This is a genomic window from Saccharothrix sp. HUAS TT1, assembly GCF_040744945.1.
Lineage (GTDB): Bacteria > Actinomycetota > Actinomycetes > Mycobacteriales > Pseudonocardiaceae > Actinosynnema.
In genome coordinates, this window is the sequence record NZ_CP160453.1 from 3,498,056 (window position 1) to 3,516,255 (window position 18,200).

General features: G+C 73.6%; 15 protein-coding genes. 11 read left to right on the top strand and 4 right to left on the bottom strand.

Annotation, left to right across the window (positions count from 1 at the left end):
• Window positions 1-6: 6 nt before the first annotated feature.
• Window positions 7-675, bottom strand: a complete 669-nt coding sequence (locus tag AB0F89_RS17180) for an NPCBM/NEW2 domain-containing protein (protein WP_367137344.1) — start codon at window positions 673-675, stop codon at window positions 7-9.
• A 341-nt stretch (window positions 676-1,016) separates the two neighbouring features.
• Here AB0F89_RS17180 and AB0F89_RS17185 point away from each other — a divergent pair, with 341 nt between their 5' ends.
• Window positions 1,017-2,021: a radical SAM protein gene (locus AB0F89_RS17185; RefSeq protein WP_367137346.1), complete on the top strand. Its 1,005-nt coding sequence runs from the start codon at window positions 1,017-1,019 to the stop codon at window positions 2,019-2,021.
• 52 nt (window positions 2,022-2,073) lie between these two features.
• On the opposite strand, the gene AB0F89_RS17190 is transcribed toward AB0F89_RS17185, so the two are convergent.
• On the bottom strand, window positions 2,074-3,063 hold the full coding sequence (locus AB0F89_RS17190) for a PHP domain-containing protein (protein WP_367137348.1): 990 nt from the start codon (window positions 3,061-3,063) through the stop codon (window positions 2,074-2,076).
• Window positions 3,064-3,186: 123 nt separating this feature from the next.
• Here AB0F89_RS17190 and AB0F89_RS17195 point away from each other — a divergent pair, with 123 nt between their 5' ends.
• Window positions 3,187-3,831 (top strand): TetR/AcrR family transcriptional regulator, encoded by a 645-nt coding sequence (locus AB0F89_RS17195; RefSeq protein WP_367137350.1) that lies wholly within the window; start codon window positions 3,187-3,189, stop codon window positions 3,829-3,831.
• Here the strand turns inward: AB0F89_RS17195 and AB0F89_RS17200 are convergent.
• Window positions 3,801-5,006, bottom strand: coding sequence for a serine hydrolase domain-containing protein (locus AB0F89_RS17200; RefSeq protein WP_367137352.1), 1,206 nt, complete (start codon window positions 5,004-5,006; stop codon window positions 3,801-3,803). The two genes, AB0F89_RS17195 and AB0F89_RS17200, sit on opposite strands and share 31 nt — an antisense overlap.
• Before the next feature lie 77 nt (window positions 5,007-5,083).
• Between AB0F89_RS17200 and AB0F89_RS17205 the strand changes: the two genes are divergently transcribed.
• The 4 genes from AB0F89_RS17205 (at window position 5,084) to AB0F89_RS17220 (ending at window position 11,927) form a co-directional block, all read left to right on the top strand.
• Window positions 5,084-7,852 carry an AAA family ATPase gene (locus tag AB0F89_RS17205; RefSeq protein ID WP_367137354.1) on the top strand — a complete coding sequence of 923 codons (2,769 nt, stop codon included), beginning with the start codon at window positions 5,084-5,086 and terminating at the stop codon, window positions 7,850-7,852.
• A gap of 251 nt (window positions 7,853-8,103) precedes the next feature.
• Entirely contained in the window at window positions 8,104-9,831 is a 1,728-nt protein-coding gene (locus AB0F89_RS17210; RefSeq protein ID WP_367137356.1) for a long-chain fatty acid--CoA ligase, read from the top strand.
• Between the two features lie 37 nt (window positions 9,832-9,868).
• Window positions 9,869-10,441, top strand: coding sequence for an ArsR/SmtB family transcription factor (locus AB0F89_RS17215; RefSeq protein ID WP_367137358.1), 573 nt, complete (start codon window positions 9,869-9,871; stop codon window positions 10,439-10,441).
• 112 nt (window positions 10,442-10,553) lie between these two features.
• Window positions 10,554-11,927 carry an alpha/beta hydrolase family protein gene (locus AB0F89_RS17220; protein WP_367137360.1) on the top strand — a complete coding sequence of 458 codons (1,374 nt, stop codon included), beginning with the start codon at window positions 10,554-10,556 and terminating at the stop codon, window positions 11,925-11,927.
• A gap of 6 nt (window positions 11,928-11,933) precedes the next feature.
• On the opposite strand, the gene AB0F89_RS17225 is transcribed toward AB0F89_RS17220, so the two are convergent.
• The gene (locus AB0F89_RS17225; RefSeq protein ID WP_367137362.1) at window positions 11,934-12,926 is read right to left on the bottom strand and encodes an ABC transporter ATP-binding protein; all 993 of its coding nucleotides are present in this window, start codon (window positions 12,924-12,926) and stop codon (window positions 11,934-11,936) included.
• A gap of 223 nt (window positions 12,927-13,149) precedes the next feature.
• Here AB0F89_RS17225 and AB0F89_RS17230 point away from each other — a divergent pair, with 223 nt between their 5' ends.
• The 5 genes from AB0F89_RS17230 (at window position 13,150) to AB0F89_RS17250 (ending at window position 18,171) form a co-directional block, all read left to right on the top strand.
• A complete protein-coding gene (locus AB0F89_RS17230) occupies window positions 13,150-15,210 on the top strand; it encodes a PQQ-dependent sugar dehydrogenase (protein WP_367137364.1) in 2,061 nt (686 codons plus the stop codon).
• A gap of 418 nt (window positions 15,211-15,628) precedes the next feature.
• The gene (locus AB0F89_RS17235; protein ID WP_367137366.1) at window positions 15,629-15,901 is read left to right on the top strand and encodes a hypothetical protein; all 273 of its coding nucleotides are present in this window, start codon (window positions 15,629-15,631) and stop codon (window positions 15,899-15,901) included.
• A 10-nt stretch (window positions 15,902-15,911) separates the two neighbouring features.
• A complete protein-coding gene (locus tag AB0F89_RS17240; RefSeq protein WP_367137368.1) occupies window positions 15,912-16,823 on the top strand; it encodes a DUF1996 domain-containing protein in 912 nt (303 codons plus the stop codon).
• A 98-nt stretch (window positions 16,824-16,921) separates the two neighbouring features.
• Complete coding sequence (locus tag AB0F89_RS17245) at window positions 16,922-17,473, top strand: sigma-70 family RNA polymerase sigma factor (protein WP_367137370.1); 552 nt, start codon at window positions 16,922-16,924, stop codon at window positions 17,471-17,473.
• Complete coding sequence (locus tag AB0F89_RS17250; protein WP_367137372.1) at window positions 17,470-18,171, top strand: anti-sigma factor; 702 nt, start codon at window positions 17,470-17,472, stop codon at window positions 18,169-18,171. Before AB0F89_RS17245 ends, AB0F89_RS17250 begins: the two co-directional genes overlap by 4 nt.
• Window positions 18,172-18,200: the final 29 nt, after the last annotated feature.

An 18,200-nucleotide genomic window follows, 5' to 3' on the forward strand; every position in this document is an offset into this window, starting at 1 on the left:
AGCCCGTCAGCCTGCCGGCGTGGTGAAGGACGGGTCGGCCCAGACGCCGACGCGCTCCGGGCCGGGGCAGTCGCTGAGGTCGTCGGCCGGCGGCTCGACGCCGATGGTCAGCAACCGCGCGCCGACCACCGGGACGTCGACCGGTTGCGGCTCGGTGATCGCGTTCGCGATCTCGACCACCCGCCGGTCGTCTACCACCACGTAGAAGTCGAGCCCTTTCGTTTCCAATGAATTGTCCGCGATCGCGACCCGGGCGGAGAAGCGCTCATATCCGCCATCGAGCGCGAATGTGAGCTGGGCTGATCTGCACCAGGCGCCGGTGGCGGACACGGCCTTCGTGTAGGTCACTTCCCGCACTGTCGCGGGAGCGGCCGTCCACGGGCTTTCCACGTACATGTCGTCGATCGAGCTGCTGTCGACCGGTGCCAGGTCGGCCAGCCAGGTCGCGCCCGGTCGCACCGGGGCGATGCTCGCCTCGACGGCCGACGTCGTGGTCGACGTCGTGGCTGATGTGGTCTTGACCTGCGTGGACGCTTCTGTTTTCGAGGGTGCGGGGTTCAGCTGCACCCCGATGAGCACGCCCGCCGCCAGCACGGCGACCCCGGCGACGGGTAACCACACCGCCTTTCCGGCAATTCTGCGGTCGCGCGGGTCGTCCCGGTCCTGGTCGTCCATGTCGGCGGGCCCTTTCAAGCGCAAGAGGTGAGCCGGACTCGTGCGGCGACGCGCATTTTCGACTGGCGCAGCACGTTAGCACCGGGTCGGTCGGGTTCACCTTCGGAACGGCGAAATCGCATTCGGCGCCGTGCGGAATCCGCAGGAATGTGGGGACGGGGGTCGGCTGGCTGGTGCTGTCCTGCGGTTCGCGGGGGTGGCTGGTGTCGTCCTGCGGTTCGCGGGGTGACCGGGATTGTCCTGGGGTTGTGGGACGGCCGCCGCACTGCCACGGCCGGTGACGTATCACGCCGGCGCTTGCTCCCTCCATACCGACAGGGAGATCCACGGGAGGGTGCCGAATGGGCCAGACGAGTGGCCGGGCCGTGCTGCAGGTCCACCCGAGCAGGCTGTGCAACCTGCGCTGCCTGCACTGCTACTCCAGCTCGGGTCCGGACGTCGCCGAGTCGATCCCGATCCCCGTGCTGTCCCGGGTGGTCGCGGACGCCGCCGACCTCGGCTACGACGTGCTGAACGTCTCCGGCGGCGAGCCGTTCCTCTACCCGGAGCTGCCCGCGCTGCTGCGCGCCGCGCGCGACGCCGGGATGCGGACGACCGTCACGACCAACGCGGTGGCGCTGACCCAGCGGCGCATCGGCCTGGTGCGCGGGCTGGTCGACCTGGTGGCCGTCTCGCTGGACGGCGACCGCGCCACGCACGACCGGATCCGCGCCCAGGAGGGCTGCTTCGACAAGGCCCTGGCCGGCATCCGCAGGCTGACCGAGGCGGGCATCCCGGTCGGCGTGATCACCACGTTGACCCAGGGGAACGCCACCCAGCTCGGCGACGTCGCGCTCGCCGCGGCGCAGTCGGGCGCGCTGCTGCTCCAGGTGCACCCGCTCGAACCGGAGGGCGCGGCGAACCGGTCGATGGCGGGGGAGCGCCCGGACGCGGTCGAGCTGGCCTACGCGGCGGTGGAACTGGGCCGCATCGCCGAGGAGCACGGGCTGGCCGTGCAGCTCGACGCGGTGCCGCGCACCATGCTGGCGCGCCAGCCGGAAGCCTTCATGGCCGCGCCGGTGGACGACTCCCAGCCGCTCGGCCGCTGGCTCACGCCGCTGGTGATCGAGGCGAACGGCGCGGCGGTGCCGGTGTCGTACGGCTTCGACCGGCGGTACTGGCTGGGCAACGTGCAGAGCCGGCCGCTGGCGGAGCTGGCGCGGAACTGGGACGCGGCGCCGTTCCTGGGGCTGTGCCGGGCGACGTGGCAGCGGTTGGTGGAGGGGCGGACCGGGCCGCTGGTGCCCTGGTACGGGCACCTGGTGCGGGCGTCCAGGGTGCAGCGGCCGGCGACGGCCGGGCGTTGAGACCACTGGGCGGCGGCCGGGCGTTGAGGGACCGCTGGGCGGCGGCCGGGCGTTACCGGAGAAGGGAGAGCAGGGCGGGCGCGTCCAGCGTGTTGATCACGCGGTCCGGTGGCACGGCGCAGTCCTCGGCGCGTTCGCAGCCGAACGACAGCCAGTCCAGCTGCCCCGGCGCGTGCGCGTCGCTGTCGATCGAGAACGAGCACCCCAGCTCGACCGCCAACCGCAGCAGCCGACCCGGCGGGTCCCGCCGCTCCGGCCGCGAGTTGATCTCCACGGCGGTGCCGTGCTCGACGCACGCCGAGAACACCGCCTCCGCGTCGAACACCGACTCCGGCCGGCCCTTGCCGGTCACCAGCCGCCCGGTGCAGTGGCCGAGCACGTCCACGTGCGGGTTCGCCACGGCGGCGACCAGGCGGCGGGTCATCTCCGGCGCGGCCATCCGCAGCTTCGAGTGCGCGCTGGCGACCACCACGTCCAGCCGCGCCAGCAGCTCCGGCCGCTGGTCGAGCGAGCCGTCGTCCAGGATGTCCACCTCGATGCCGGTCAGGACGCGGAACGGCGCCAGCTCGGCGTTCAGCTCGGCCACCACGTCCAGCTGGCGCAGCAGCCGGTCGGCGGACAGCCCGTTGGCCACCGCCAACCGGGGCGAGTGGTCGGTCAGCGCCACCCACGAGTGCCCGAGGTCGCGCGCCGCCTCCGCCATCTCGCGGATCGGGCTGCCGCCGTCGGACCAGTCGGAGTGCGTGTGGCAGTCGCCCTTCAGCAGCGCGCGCAGCGCCTGACCGCCCACCACCGGCTCGTGGAACCGGCTCAGGTAGGTCGGCTCGCGCCCGGCCAGCGCGTCGGCGACCACCCCGGCGGTGGCCTTGCCGATGCCCGCCAGGTCGGTCAACGTGCCCGCGGCGGCCCGCCGTTCCAGCTCGCCGTCCGGCAGGGCGGCCACCACCTCGGCCGCCCTGCGGAACGCGCGCACCCGGTAGGTGGGTTCACCGGCGCGCTCCAGCTGGAACGCGACCTGCCTCAACGCCCGGAGGGGGTCCACGCCCCGATTGTCCACCCGGTCGGGAGCCGGCCGCCCCTCGGCGGGGAGCCTGAGCTTTCGACTTGGTGGCGGTGCGCGCGGAAACCTTGCGGCTGCCGGTGCGGGGAACCGAGGATGTGCGCCATGTCCCCACGTGCCGGCACGGTCGGGTCGCGGCGCAAGCCCAGCAAGGGCGACCTCACCTCGCAGGCGATCCTCGACACCGCCGAGCGGCTGCTCCAGACCCGGTCGCTGGACGACATCGCGGTCGACGAGCTGGCCGCGGGGGCGGGCATCTCGCGGTCCACCTTCTACTTCCACTTCGCGTCGCGCGAAGCGGTGCTGCACGCGCTGGCCGGCGGGGTCCTCGACGCGCTCTACGAGTCGGCGTCGTCCTGGCTCAGGCGCGGCAGCGAACCGCCCGAGGACTCGATCCGGCGGGCGCTGGGCGCGAGCCTCGCGCTGTGGCGCAAGCACGGCCCGGTGCTGCGCGCCGCCGTCCGCGCCCGCGACACCGACCCGCTGATGCGCGAGTTCTGGGCCGGTGTCGCCCACCGGTTCGTGGACGCGACCGCGTCGCAGATCGACATCGAGCGCGGTGCGGGCGCGGCGCCGCCGGGACCGGACGCCAAGGCGCTGGCCGGGGTGCTCGTGTCGATGAACGAGCAGGCGTTCCTGAACCGCTCCCGGACCCGCCGGTCGGCGGCGCGGGACCGGGAGCTGGTGGACGTGCTGACGTGCGTCTGGCTGCGGTCGGTCTACGGCATCTCGGAGCCCAGCGATCGGTAGGCGGCGTCCACAAGGGACTGGCCGCGCTCGTTGACGCCGATGCCCGGCCCCATCTTCGTCATGGCGTAGCCGAAGGACAGGCGGGCGGACGGGTCGGCGAAACCGAGCGACCCCCCCATGCCGGAGTGCCCGAACGCGGCCTCCGGCAGCAGCACGCCGCGGTCGGCGGCGGGCAGGTGGCGGTTGTCCACGGACTTCATGAAGCCGAGGGCGAACCGGGTCGGGGCCAGCAGCATCTCGTCGTGGCCGGACGACGCGACGGCCGACATCGAGCGGACCCGGTCCTCGTCGACGAGGCGGGTGCCGTTGTACTCGCCGCCCAGCGCCAACGGGCGGTAGAGCTGCGCGAGGCCGCGCGCGTTGCTCATCCCGCCGACCGAGCCGTACTGCGCGGCGTGCGCCTCGCGGGAGTTCGACGCCGCGACGTAGCCGCCGGTGTTGGTGAGGAGCAGCGCCTGCATGGAGTCGGGCCGCGTCATGGCGGTCGCGTGCACGGCCGGGACGTCGGCGTCGCGGTCGGCCGGGACGGTGGGGGCGACCAGCGGTTCCAGGTCCTCGGGCAGCGTCAGCCAGAAGTCCAGGGCCAGGGGGCCGGAGATTTCCTCCTCGAAGAACTCGGCCAGCGGCGCGGTGACCACGCGGCGGACCACCTCGCCGACCAGGTGCCCGAACGTCAGCGCGTGGTAGCCGTGCCGGCTGCCCGGCTCCCAGAACGGCTCCTGCCGGGCGAGCAGGTCCGTCACCAGCTCCCAGTCGAACATGCCGCCGGGCGGCAGCGGCTCGCGGACGGCGGTCAGGCCCGCCCGGTGGGCGAGGAGGTCCCGCACGAGGGTGCGCGACTTGCCGTTCTGCCCGAACTCCGGCCAGTACCGCACGACCGGCGCGTCCAGGTCCAGCTCACCGCGCTGCGCCAGGACGTGCGAGCACAGCGCGGTCGCGCCCTTGGTGCACGACCACACGTGCGTGATCGTGTCCTCGGTCCACGGCCGCCCGCCCGCGTCGCCGCCCCACAGGTCGACCACGGTCTCGCCGTCGACCGTCACGTGCACGCCCGCGCCCAGCTCGCCGCGCTCGGCGAAGTTGCGCTCGAACTCGGCGCGGACCTCGGCGAACTCGTCGGCGCAGGTGCCCTCGACCGTCATCGGACCCTCCAGGTGGTTCGGTTGCCCCGCCATGTCACCACCGTGAGCCACGACACGTGAGTAGGGATTCCTCAATCGGTAGGGTGATGAGCCCAACGAGGGAGGTGCCCTTGTCGCCCTTCTTCGGCCGGGAAGTCGAACTGGCAGCCGTGCTCGACGCGGTGGAGCGGGCGCCCGCCGCCGGGCTGGTGGCGGTGGTGGTGTCCGGTGAGCCCGGGATCGGGAAGTCGAGCCTGCTGGCCGAGGTGCGTCGCCGGTTGCGGGAGCGCGGGCGTGTGGTGGCCGTGGCCGAGTCGGACGACGTGAGCAGGCGCATCCCGTACGCGGCGGTGGTGACGGCGTTGCGGTCGGTGTCGGGTGGTGGGGCCGCGGCGGGTGCGGTGGGTGTGTCGGGTGCGTTGAGTGCTCTGGACGCGGTCCTGGTGGACGACGCCACCTGGTTCGGGCGGACCTGCGAGCTGGTGGCCCGCGAGTTCGCCGGCCTCTCGGCGGTGGTGCTCGACGACCTGGATCAGGTGGACGACGATTCGCTGGCCATGCTGGCGGTGGTGCTGCGCCGGGTCACCGCCGCGCCGCTGGTGCTGATCACCGCCGCCCGCGCGCACCACGGCAACCACGGCGCGGACGAGCTGCTGGACCGGGTCGAGCGGCACGCCGAGGTGGTGCGGGTCGGACTGGCGCCGCTGGCGGGCGGTGACGTGGCCCGGATCGTGGAGGCGGTGCTGGGCGCGCCGGTGGACGACGGCCTGGCGCACGAGGTGTGCCGGAGGGCGGACGGCAACCCGTTCTTCGCGGTCGAGATCGCCCGGTCGCTGCGCGAGCTGGACCTCGTGGCGGTGGACGGCGACCGGGCCCGGCTCACCGTGTCGCCGTCGGCGATCCGGCTGACCAGGCGGGAGGCCGTCCTGCGCCGGGTCGCGCCGCTGGACCGGGACACCCGGGCGGTCGCCCGCGCGGTGTCGATCTTCCGGCGGGTGCGGCTCGACCGGATCGGGCTGCTGGCGCGGGTGTCGTCGCTGCCCGAGGAGGCGGTGGCGGACGCGTTCGACCGGCTGCTGCGCGCCCAGGTCGTGACCCGGGACGAGGACCGGGGCTACCGGTTCTCGCACGCCCTGGTCGGCGAGGCGCTGTACCAGGAGATCGGTCCGGCGCAACGCCGCCACCTGCACAGCCTGATCAGCGCCAGGCTGCTGGACGACCGGGAGCGCGGCCTGGCGGTGGACGAGCTGGAGCTGGCCTGGCACCTGGCCGAGTCCGCCCCTCCCGGCGACCTGCGGGCGGTCCGGGTGATGGCGCAGGCCGCCGAGGCCAACCGGACGACCGCGCCGGAGACGGCGGCGGCGCTGTGCGCGCGGGCGTTGGAGCTGCTGCCGGTGGCGTCACCGGAGCGGGCCGGGCTGCTGGCCTCGCAGTGCCGGGCGCTGGCCCACGCCTCGCGGCCCGCCGCCGCCGTGGAGCCGGGGTTGGCGGCGCTGGCGGCGTTGCCGGCCGGGCCGGAGCGGTCGCGGTGCGCGGTGGTGGTGCTGAGCAGCCTGTTCCTGGTGGGGAGGTTGGCCGAGGCGCTGGAGCTGGCCGACGCTGAGGTGCTGGCAGGGGGCGCGCCGATCGCGTTGCACGCGCAGCGGGCGTTGTTGCTGGTCTTCTGCGAGCGGCACGCGGAGGCGCTGGAGGCGGTCGAGCGGATCGAGGCCATGCCCGTCACGTCGGCGGCGGAGGGGGTGGTGGTCTTCGACCGGCTGGCCATGATCACGTCGATGCTGTTCCGGCACGACAAGACGGTCGAGTACGCCGACCGGTCGCTGGAGCTGGCCGGGGGCTCGGCGTCGCTGGAGATGCAGGCGCTGGCGGTCGGCGCGTCGACCGGGGCGCTGGCGGGGTTGGTGCAGGACGCGTCGTGGCGGCTGCGGCGGGCGGAGGAACTGCGGGAACGGGTGGGCGGGCACGCGTTCCGCGGTGAGCTGGAGCTGGCGCGGGTCGCGCTGGACTGGTTCGGCGGCGCGTGGGACGCCTGCCTGGAGAGGGTGGGGCGGGCGACGGCGGAGCTGGAGTCGCGGCAGGAGCTGATGATGCTGCACGGGCTGCGCGCGATCGAGCTGGAGGTGCGGACGTGGCGCGGTGAGCTGGACGTCGCGGCCCGGCTGGCGGCGCTGGAGGTCCCGGGCAGCCCGAACATGGCGCGGTTGCACGCGTTGGCGCTGGCCGGGTACCTGGCGGCGCGCGGGGACGTGGAGCGCGCGCGGGCGGTGCTGGTGGCGGCCGTGGACGAGGACGGGACGACGGCGTACAGCTGCGTGCTGCTGGGGCGGTTGGCGGAGTTGGACCTGGGGCTCGGGCGGGTGGACGAGGCGCGGCGGACGGTGGAGCGGTTGCGGGTGGTGGCGGCCGACCGGGTGGCGCCGTGGACGCGGGTGGCGGTGCGGCGGGTGGTCGGGGTGGTGGAGCGGGACGCGGGTGCGCTGAGGGAGGCGGTCGAGGAGGCCGAGGTGGGCGGGTTGGTGTTCGAGAAGGCGCGGGCGCAGTTGGCGCTGGGGGCGGTGGACGAGGCGGCGGTGGGGGAGTTGTTGGAGGCGTACGGGGTGTTCCAGGGGGTGGGGGCGCACGGGTTGCGGAGGCAGGCGGGGGTGAGGTTGCGGGAGTTGGGGGCGAAGGTGCCCAGGGCGAGGGGGAAGGGGCGAGGGGTGGGGAGTGGGGCGGGGGTGTTGACGGAGGCGGAGGAGAAGGTGGCGCGGTTGGTGCAGCAGGGGATGCGGAATCGGGACATCGCGGCGGCGTTGCACTACAGCCCGCGGACGGTCGAGGTGTACCTGTCGCGGGTGTACGGGAAGTTGGGGGTGGGGTCGAGGTTGGAGTTGGCCAGGGTGGTGGATGGGTGGGTGTGAGGGTGGGGGCTTAGTTGTTGTGGGGTTACGACTTGTTGAAGGGAGAAAGAAGGGGTGGGGTGGGTCTGTCCGGCTCGATTTGACATGGGGCCCTTACGGGCACCCCAGGCAGGCCAAAGCCGGCAGGCCCGGCGGGGTAAAGCGTCCCGCCAGGCCTGCCGGCTTCGACCAGCCTAAGGCGCCCGAACCCATGTCAAATCGAGCCTCGGTGGGTCGGTGCGGGCCCGATGGGTGCGGGGGTGTGTGTCGTGGTGGCGAGGGTTGTTGCCGATCTGCCGTTCGTGGCGGCGCAGGTGCACGACGAGAGGGTGGCCTGGCGGTACCGGGAGGGTGGGAAGTGGTGTGACCTGACGTTCGTCGAGGTGGCCGAGTGGGTCATGGAGTTGGCGTCGGGGTTGGTGCACCTGGGTGTTCGGCCGGGTGATCGGGTGTGCGTGCTGTCCGGCACGCGGGTCGAGTGGTCGGCGGTGGAGTTGGCGGTGCTCGCGGTCGGGGGGATCGTGGTGCCGATCTACCCGTCCAGCGCGGCGGAGGAGTGCGCTTGGATCATCGGGGACTCGGGTGCGGTGGTGCTGGTGGCGGAGGACGCCGCGCAGCGGGACAAGGTCGAGTCGGTTCGCGGGCTGGTGCCGGGGTTGCGCGAGGTCGTGGTGGTCGAGGGTGGCGGGTTGGAGGAGTTGCGGTCGGTCGGTCGGACGTCGCCGGTGCCGGGGGAGTTGGACGAGCGGCGGGCGGCGGTCGGGGTGGACGACCCGACGTTGATCATCTACACGTCGGGGACGACCGGGCCGCCCAAGGGGTGCGTGCTGACCAACCGGAACTGGTTGACGATGTGCCGGCTCACGGACGAGCTGTCCTACGTCACGGCGGACGACCTGTCCTACCTGTTCCTGCCGCTGGCGCACGTGTTCGCGCAGATCGTGCACCTGTCGGCGTTGTACACGGGGGCGGCGGTGGCGTTCTGCGGTGACGCGTCGCGGATCGTGCCGGAGCTGTCGGAGGTGCGGCCGACGTTCCTGCCGTCGGTGCCCCGGATCTTCGAGAAGGTCTACGCGGCGGCGACGGCCGGTGTGCCGGCGGAGCGGTTGCGGCAGGCGGTGGCGGTCGGGTTGGCGGTGCGGGGGTTGAGGAGCGCCGGGCAGGCGGTGCCCGAGGAGCTGGCGAGGGCCTTCGACCAGGTGGAGCCGATCTTCGCGAAGGTGCGGGCGATCTTCGGCGGGCGGTTGCGCCAGGCGTTGTCGGGGGCGGCGCCCATCTCGGTGGAGGTGCTGGAGTTCTTCTCCGCCGCCGGGGTGCCGGTGCTGGAGGGCTACGGGATGAGCGAGTCGACGGGGGTCGGCACGGTCAACACGCTGGCGCGGCACAAGCTCGGGTCGGTCGGGGCGTACGGGATGGCGGACCTGTCGCTGAAGCTGGGCGACGACGGCGAGATCCTGATGAGCGGGCCGCACGTGTTCGCGGGGTACTGGAACAACCCGGCCGCCACGGCGGAGGTGCTGACCGACGGGTGGTTGCGCACCGGTGACCTGGGCGAGGTCGACGCGGACGGCTTCGTCACGATCACCGGGCGCAAGAAGGACATCATCATCACCGCCGGTGGCAAGAACATCGCGCCGGCGAACGTGGAGAACCAGCTGCGGCGGTCGAGGTGGGTCTCGCACGCGGTGGTGTACGGGGACCGGAGGCCGTACCTGGTCGCGTTGATCACGCTCGACGCGGACGAGGTCCTGCCCTGGGCGGCGGAGCGGGGGCTGCCGGGGGACCTGCCGTCGCTGGCGCGCACGCCGGAGGTGCGCGACCTCGTCCAGGGGGTGGTGGACGAGGCGAACTCGCACTTCGCGCACGTGTCGCAGGTCAAGAGGTTCGTGGTGCTGGACCGGGACCTCAGCCAGGACGACGGTGAGCTGACGCCGACGCTGAAGGTGAAGCGGAAGGTGGTGCACTCGGTGCACGAGGAGCTGTACGGCTCGCTGTACTGAGGTTGCAAAGGTACCTTTGCAAAGGTAGCTTTGCGACGTGGTGGAACCGCGCGAGATCACCGAGGTGGACGAGCTGCGCTCGTTGGCGCACCCGTTGCGGCAGCGGATACTGCGGCACCTGGCGCAGCACGGGCCGGCGACGGCGAGCGTCCTGGGCAAGGCCCTCGGTGAGAGCAGCGGCGCCACCAGCTACCACTTGCGGGCGTTGGCGAAGCACGCCTTCGTGGAGGAGGTGCCCGAGCGGGCGCACGGCCGTGAGCGGTGGTGGCGGGCGCCCGCGCAGGACCTGCGCTACCCGCGCGCGCCGGAGGACCGGGAAGTGCGGTCCCTGGTGCAGCAGCTCGACGAGCTGAAGCTGGCGGCCGACCAGGAGCTGTTCGCGAGCTACCTGGCCGGGCGGGCGGAGCTGGGCGAGTGGGCGGACGTGCTGCCGTACTCGCGCGGCTCGGTCCGGGTGACGCTGGCCGAGCTGCACGAGTTCTTCGACGAGTACATGGCGCTGCTGAAGCGCTACCAGCGACCGGCGGAGGAGACGCCCGGGGGCGCGCGGCGGGTCGCCGTGCGCTTCTTCGCGTTTCCGGTGCCCGGTGAGCCGGACGACCGCTCGTGAAACCCCGGGCCGCCGAGCTGGCACTCGACGGCCCGGGAAGGCGGGAGTCGCGGCACCACGCCTGAACGGCGTGTTCCTCGTACGCACGAATCCCACGGGAAGGAGAGCACCTGTGCTCCCCGAACGCAACTCGCCTCTTCGGCGTGCCTTGGAAGTCCTGGTCGTGGTGGTGGCCGCCGGGTTGTCCGGGCCGGTGGCCGTGGCGTCGCCGGTGTCGTTGGTGGCGGAGGAAATCACCTTTTCGAGTGGTGATCTCCTCCTGCGCGGCACGGTGCTGGCGCCGGTGGGCGATCCCGGCGCCCGGTGGCCGGCGATGGTGATGGTGCACGGGTCCGGGCGGGTGTCGCGGGAGGGGTACCGGGCGGAGGCGGAGGCGTTCGCGCGGGCCGGGATCGTGACGCTGGTCTACGACAAGCGGCCGAAGAGGTCGAAGTCGGATGTGGACTTCGGGTTGTTGGCGGAGGACGCGCTGGCCGGGTTGCGCGCGTTGCGGGGGCGTCCGGGCGTGGACCCGGCGCGCAGCGGGTTGTGGGGGGTCAGCGAAGGCGGCTGGGTGGCGCCGCTGGCGGCGTCCGCGTCGGCCGACGTGGCGTTCCTGGTGACGGTCGGGGCCGCCGGGGTGCCGCCGGAGCGGCAGCAGTCGTGGAACCTGGCCAACCGGTTCGGCGCGGCGGGGGTGACGGGGTCGTTGGTCGGGACGGCCACGCGGACCACGTTGGGGCTGCTGGTCGGGGCGGGGTTGTTCCCGGAGGCCGGGTTCGACGTGGCGGCGGTGCTGGAGCGGGTTCGGCAGCCGGTGCTCGGGTTGTGGGGTGCGCTCGACCGGGTGGTCCCCGGCGCCGAGAGCGTGGAGGTGTTCCGGGGTGCGTTGGACCGGGGTGGCAACCGGAACTACGCGCTGCGGGCCGTCGCCGGGGCGGATCACACGATGCGGGTTTCGGTGGACGGGTTCCGGAAGGGGGAGGAGGTTTCGCCCGAGTACGTGGAGCAGGTGGTCGGTTGGGTCGAGGGGCTGGCTGCGGGGGCGCCGGTGGTCGAGGTCGGGCCGGTGGGGGAGCAGGAGCGGCGGAGTGCGCCGGTGGAGGTCGGGACGCCCTGGGTGCAGGTGGCGGCGGTTTCGCTGTTGTCGGTGGCGTTCGGGTTCGGGGTGAGCGTGGCTGGTCGTCGGTCTGTTGTCCGTCGGCCGGTGCGGTGGCTCGTCGGGGCCGGGTCGGTGGGGGTCCTGGGGCTGTTCGGGTACTTGGGGCACCTCGCGTCGACCGGGGCCAAGAGCCTCGGCGTGGTGGTGTTGGGGCGGCCGTTGCCGTGGCTGGCGCTCCAGGTGGTGGCGGTGGGCGCGGTGGCCGCGCTCGTGGTGACGGCCGTCCGGGGGTGGCGGGTCAGGGATGAGTTGACGGTGGCGCAACGGGTTCGGGTCGGGGTCGTGGTCGGCGGCGGGGTGTTGTTCGTCCCGTGGGCGGTGCACTGGGGGTTGCTGGTGGTGTGACCGGGCCTAGGGGGCGAAGACCAGCGCCCGGTCGACCGGCACGCGCAGGCGGACCGCGTCGCCCGGCGAGGGCCTGCCGGCGGTGCGCACGTGCAGCGGTCGGCCGTCGGGCAGCCGGGCGGCCACCGCGTGCTCGCGGCCGTGGTACTCGACCGCTTCCACCACGGCCTCCAGGACGTTGTCGGTCTGCCGGAGGGCCACGCTGAAGTCCTCCGGCCGGATCGCCACCACGGCGTCGCCGGAGGTCAGGTCGTCGCGGGTCACTCCGGTCAGCGGCACGCCGCCCAGGGACACGGTCGCGTGGTCGCCGTCGGTCGCGGTCACGCGGGCGGGCAGCAGGTTGCGGTAGCCCATGAAGGCGGCGACGTGGTGGTTGCGCGGGCGCGCGTAGACCTCCTCCGGGGCGCCGACCTGCTCCACCTCGCCGTCGCGCAGGACCACGAGCCGGTCGGCCAGCGCCAGGGCCTCCTCCTGGTCGTGGGTGACGTAGACGGTGGTCAGGCCGAGGGACCGGTGCAGGTGACGGACCTCCGCGCGCAGTTCCAACCGCAGCGGGGTGTCCAGGTCGGACAGTGGCTCGTCCAGCAGCACGAGCGGTGGGCGCGGGGTGAGGGCATGGGCGATCGCGGTCCGCTGGCGCTGGCCGTCGGACAGCTGGGCGGGGAGCTTGTCCGCGTGGTCGGTCAGCCGCACCAGGCGCAGCACCCGGTCGGCGTCGCCGAGGGGGCCGGGCGCGATGTGCTGCCGCACGGACAGGTGCGGGGGCAGGGCGTGGTCCTGCGACACCAGGCCGAACCCGCGTTCCGCCGGTGACAGGTGGTCGATCCGCTCGCCGTCCAGCAGGATCCGCCCGCCGCTCAACGGCAGCACACCGGCCAGGCAGCGCAGCGCCGTCGACTTGCCGCAGCCGGACGGGCCGAGCAGCACGACGAACTCGCCGCCGGCGATGGTCAGGTCGACGCCCGCCAGCGCGACGTGGTCGCCGAAGGCGCGGCGCACGCCGTCGAGGCGCAGCTCGGTGAACAGGGTGCGCTCCCCTCACCACTGGACGCTGTCGGGGAAAGCCCTTACCTTTGGGGCACCAGGACGAATCACTACACGCGACCGGCTTGGGGGTCAACAGTTGCGCAAACCCGACCCCCGATCGCGCTGACGTCCGCTCCCGCCGCCACACCAGTTCCCCCGGCCTTCGGGGGAGTCGTCAACGACTGTGGAGGCTCCTGTGGCACCCCCTGTCCGGCGTGCTCGGCCGACCCTGCTCGCCGCGCTCGCCTTGGTGGCGTCCGGTCTGGTGTCGGCCGGGCCCGCGCACGCGGCGCCCGTCCTGCTGTCCCGGGGAAAACCGGCCACCGCCTCGTCCTCCGGCAGCTCCGGCCTCGCGCCGGCCATGGCCGTGGACGGCAACTCCGCCACCCGCTGGGCCAGCCAGGGCGGCATCGACCCGTCGTGGATCCAGGTCGACCTCGGCGCCACCGCGACGATCACCAGGGTCCGGCTCCAGTGGGACCTGTCCTGCGCCCGCGCGTACCGCGTCGAGACGTCCACTGATGCGAGCACGTGGACCGCCGTCCACTCGACCGCCAACGGCGCGGGCGGCGTCGAGGACCTGGCGGTGAGCAGAACCGGTCGGTACGTCCGGATGCACGGCGTCGCCCGGTGCCGCACCGCGCCCTACAACAGCTACTCGCTGCAGGAGTTCCAGGTGTTCGGCGAGACCGGGCGGGCGGACACCTCGCCGCCGTCGCCGCCGACCGGCCTGCGCTCGGCCAACGTCACGCCCACCTCGGTCGACCTGGCCTGGGACCCGGCCACCGACGACGTCGGCGTCACGTCCTACGAGGTCTACCAGCGCGGCCAGTTCGTCAAGGCCGTCACCGGCACGTCCACCACGGTCACCGGGCTGAACCCGAACGGCTCCTACGCCTTCTACGTCAACGCCAAGGACGCCGCCGGCAACATCTCGCAGGCGAGCGACAACGCCGAGGTCAGCACACCGCCCGCGCAGGCGGACGCGGAGCGGCCGACGCCGCCGATGGGCCTGCGGGTCACGGGCGTCACGGCGAACTCGGTGTCGCTGGCGTGGAACGCGTCCACCGACAACGTCGGCGTGACGCGCTACGAGGTCCTGGCGGGCGGCGCGAAGGCCGGTGACGCCACCGGCACGTCGGCGGTGATCGGCGGCCGGCGGCCGAACACCTCGTACCTGTTCACCGTGCGGGCGTTCGACGCGGTGGGCAACGTCTCCGACCAGAGCACCGGGGTCACCGCCACCACGTCGTCGGGCGGCGACCAGGTCGGCGCGGTGACGCAGCTGACCACCGACACCGACGTGCCGTGGGGCCTGGACTTCCTGCCCGACGGCTCCGGCGTGTACGCGCGACGCGACGCGTTCGACATCGTCAAGCTGTCGCCGTCCGGGGTGAAGACCAGCCTGGGCGTGGTGCCGAACGTGTCGGGCACCGGCGCGGAGGGCGGCCTGCTCGGCGTGGAGGTGTCGCCGACCTTCGCGTCCGACAACTACCTGTACGTCTACCACTCGACCGCGAGCGACAACCGCATCGTGCGGATCAAGGTGCAGAACAACGCCCTGGCGCCCAGTTCGGCGCAGGTGCTGCTCACCGGCATCCCGCGCAACCGCTACCACAACGGCGGCCGGCTGCGGTTCGGGCCGGACGGCAAGCTGTACGCGGGCACCGGCGACGGGCAGAACGCCAACTGGGCGCAGGACCTGGGCAACCTGGGCGGCAAGGTGCTGCGGCTCAACGCCGACGGCTCCGCGCCGACCGACAACCCGTTCTACGGCAACGGCGGCAACGCCCGGTACGTGTGGACCTACGGGCACCGCAACGTGCAGGGCCTGGCGTTCGACGGCCAGGGCAGGCTGTGGCAGGCCGAGCTGGGCAACACGGTGATGGACGAGCTGAACCTGTCCCAGCGCGGCGGCAACTACGGCTGGCCCGCGTGCGAGGGCACGTCCGGCAACTGCTCCGGCTACGTCGCGCCGAAGCGGACGTGGAGCACCGCCAACGCCTCGCCGAGCGGCATCGCCATCGTCAACGACGCCCTGTACGTCGCCGCGCTGCGCGGGTCCCGGCTCTACCGGCTGCAGATCAGCGGCACGTCGGTCGGCTCGGAGACGACCCACTTCCAGGGCACGTACGGCCGGCTGCGCACGGTCGAGCCCGCGCCGGACGGCAGCCTGTGGCTGACCACCAGCAACGGCGACGGCGACAGCACGCCGAACAACTCCAGCACCCGCGTCCTGAGGGTGCAGCTGAACTGATCGCCCGCCGCGGTGAACCGGTTGCCGCGCCGGTCCGTGTCATGGGGTGCCAGGTCGACCAGCGAAGGGGAAGAGCACCCGCCGATGCACGCCAACCGCCGCAACCCGTCGCCGCTCGGAGCACGTCCGAGCACCGGCTGAACGAGCGAAGATGTCCGATCCTCGAACGCGCGCTGGATCGGGTCCGCGCCGAGAAGGCGCTGGACCGGGGGCGTCGCGCCGCTGCCGCCGCGGTGGCGGGCCTCGTGCTCGCCGCCGCGGTGCCGGCCGGCGGCGTCCACCTCGGCCGGCTCAGCGCGCCGGGCACGCGGGTGCCGGCAGCCGCGGCTGACCGCCGAGGTCACGCCCGCCGGCGGCTGGGTGCGGCTGCGCGCCTTGGTGGCCGGCAACCGCGGCGGGCGAGCGGTGCCGGCTCGTCGTGACCGACGCGCGCGGGCGGCGGCACGTGGCGGGTGGTCGGGTCGCCTCCCGGCTCGGCGGGACCGCGCTCGCCGGTGCGGTGGTGGTCGACCCGGACGAGCCGGCCGCCGTCGCCGTGGTGACGGTCGACGGCCGAGTGCTGGTCGCCGCGCCGGGTTCGGCCACCCGGCCACCCCGAATCGCCCACTCGGAGCCGGTCCGGTCGCGCGTTCGCACGGTTGCCGTCTCAGCCGGGCGGCGGGCTCGACCCCGACCGCCGGAGCCTGAATAAGCTGTGCGCTGTGAGGTGGTCGCCACTGCTGCTGGTGCTCGTGCTGGCCGCGGGCTGCGCGGACGGCCGCACGGTCGCGATCGACGACGTGCCGGTGGCGGTCGAGTCGGTGGCCACCACCCCGGACGCGTCGACCGGCGTGTTCCGGGTCGACTGCGGGCGCAACGAGGAGCGCCACCTCAACGCCGACAACATGGTGAGCGCGCCCGGTCAGCCGTTCGGCGCGCACCACACCCACGAGTACGTCGGCAACCTGAGCACGAACGCGAGTTCCACCGACGAGTCGCTGGCCGCCGCCGCGACGACGTGCCCGGCGGACGACCGGTCCACCTACTACTGGCCGGTGCTGCGGCTGACCGACCGGACCGGGCACGACCGGCACGCGCCCGGCGGCGGCGAGCACGGCAACACCGGCGAGGTGCTGCCGCCCGCCCGGGTGGAGATCACGTTCACCGGCAGCCCGGTCAGCCGGGTCGTGCCGCTGCCGCGGTTCCTGCGCATGATCACCGGCGACCCGGCGGCGCTGACCAGCGGTCGCGGCCGGGTGCGGTGGAGCTGCACCGGGTTCGAGGACCGGCACACCGACCGCTACCCGGAGTGCGGGCCGGGCCGCCTGGTGCTGCGCACGTTCGACTTCCCGAGCTGCTGGGACGGCCGCAACACCGACAGCCCGAGCCACCGGGCGCACGCCGAGTTCCCGACCGCCAACGGCGTGTGCCGACCGGGGACGTTCCCGGTGCCGAGGCTGAGCGTGCGGGTCGCCTACGACGTGCCCGACGGCCGCCCGTACGCCATCGACAGCTTCCCCGAGCAGCGGCACGACCCCCGCACCGACCACGCGATGTTCGTCAACGCCATGCCGGAGCCGCTGATGGACCGCGTCACGGCCTGCCTGAACACCGGTCGGACCTGCTCCTCCTGATCCGGTCGGGCCGCCGGCGGAACCCGTCCCCGCCCGCGGTGAACCGGATCGGCCCGCCGTCCGTGTCCGTGGTGGGAGTTGACGAGAGGAGTGGGTGGATGGCGGCTCTGTGGTCCCGGAAACGGGAGGCCGCGGCCGACGAGGCACTGATCCGATCCCTCTACGAGGAGCACGGTCGGGCGCTGCTCGCCTACGCGACGCGGCTGACCGGGGACCGGGCGGCGGCCGAGGACGTCGTCCAGGAAACGCTCGTGCGCGCGTGGCGGCACCCGGACGCCCTGGTGAACGGCAAGGGGTCGGTTCGCGGTTGGCTGCTCACGGTGGCGCGCAACCTCGTCACCGACCGGATCAGGGCGAAGGCCGCCCGGCCGCAGGAGGTCGCCGAGACGCCGGTGGCGCCGCCGGTGCAGCGCGACCACGCGGACTCCGTGGTCGACTCGGTGGTGGTGCTCGAAGCGCTGGACCGGTTGTCGTCGGACCACCGGGACGTGCTGATGGAGATCTACTTCCGCGGTCGGAGCGTGACCGAGGCCGCCCAGGCGTTGGGAGTGCCGCCCGGAACGGTGAAGTCGAGGTCGCACTACGCGCTGCGGGCGTTGCGGGAGACGTTCGTCGGGCAGCAGGTCGCGCTGAAGGGGGTGGCCGGATGACTGCGAACCACGATCCACAGCTGCTCGGCGCGTACGTGCTGGGCGCGCTCGACGAGCGGGAGGCCCGTGCGGTGGCGGACCACCTGGCGTCCTGCCCGCGGTGCGACGCGGAGCTGGCCGACCTGCGCGCGATGGAGGAGGCCATGGGCGACGTGCCGCCCGAGGTGTTGCTGGACGGGCCGCCCGAGGGCGGCGACCTGCTGCTGCAGCGGACGCTGCGGCAGGTGCGGTCCGAGCGCGGCGGGCAGGTGCGCCGCCGCCGGGTCGGGCTGGGGCTGGCCGCGGCGGCGGTGGCCGCGATCGTGCTGGGTGGCGGTTTCGCGGTCGGCCGCGGCACCGCGCCCGAGGACGTCGGCGCCCTGCCGACGGCGACCGCGACCGCGCCGCCGTCCGGGACCAGGGTCGGGTCGGCCACCGACCCGGTGACCGGCGCGCGGATGACCGTGCAGGTCAGGCCGGCCGCCGGCTGGGTGCGGGTGAACGCGTCCGTGGCGGGCGTCGCGCGGGACGAGAAGTGCCGGCTGTTCGTCGTCGCCAAGGACGGCAGCAGGCAGGAGGCGGGCAGCTGGCTGGTGTCGGCGGTCGGGGAGGAGGACGGCACCAACCTCGACGGCTCGGCGCTCATCGCGCCGGAGGACGTCGCCGCCATCGAGGTGCGCAACTTCGATGACGAGCGGATCGTGACCGTGCCCGTGTAGGGCCTGCCGGAGGGGGAGATGCCCCCGTG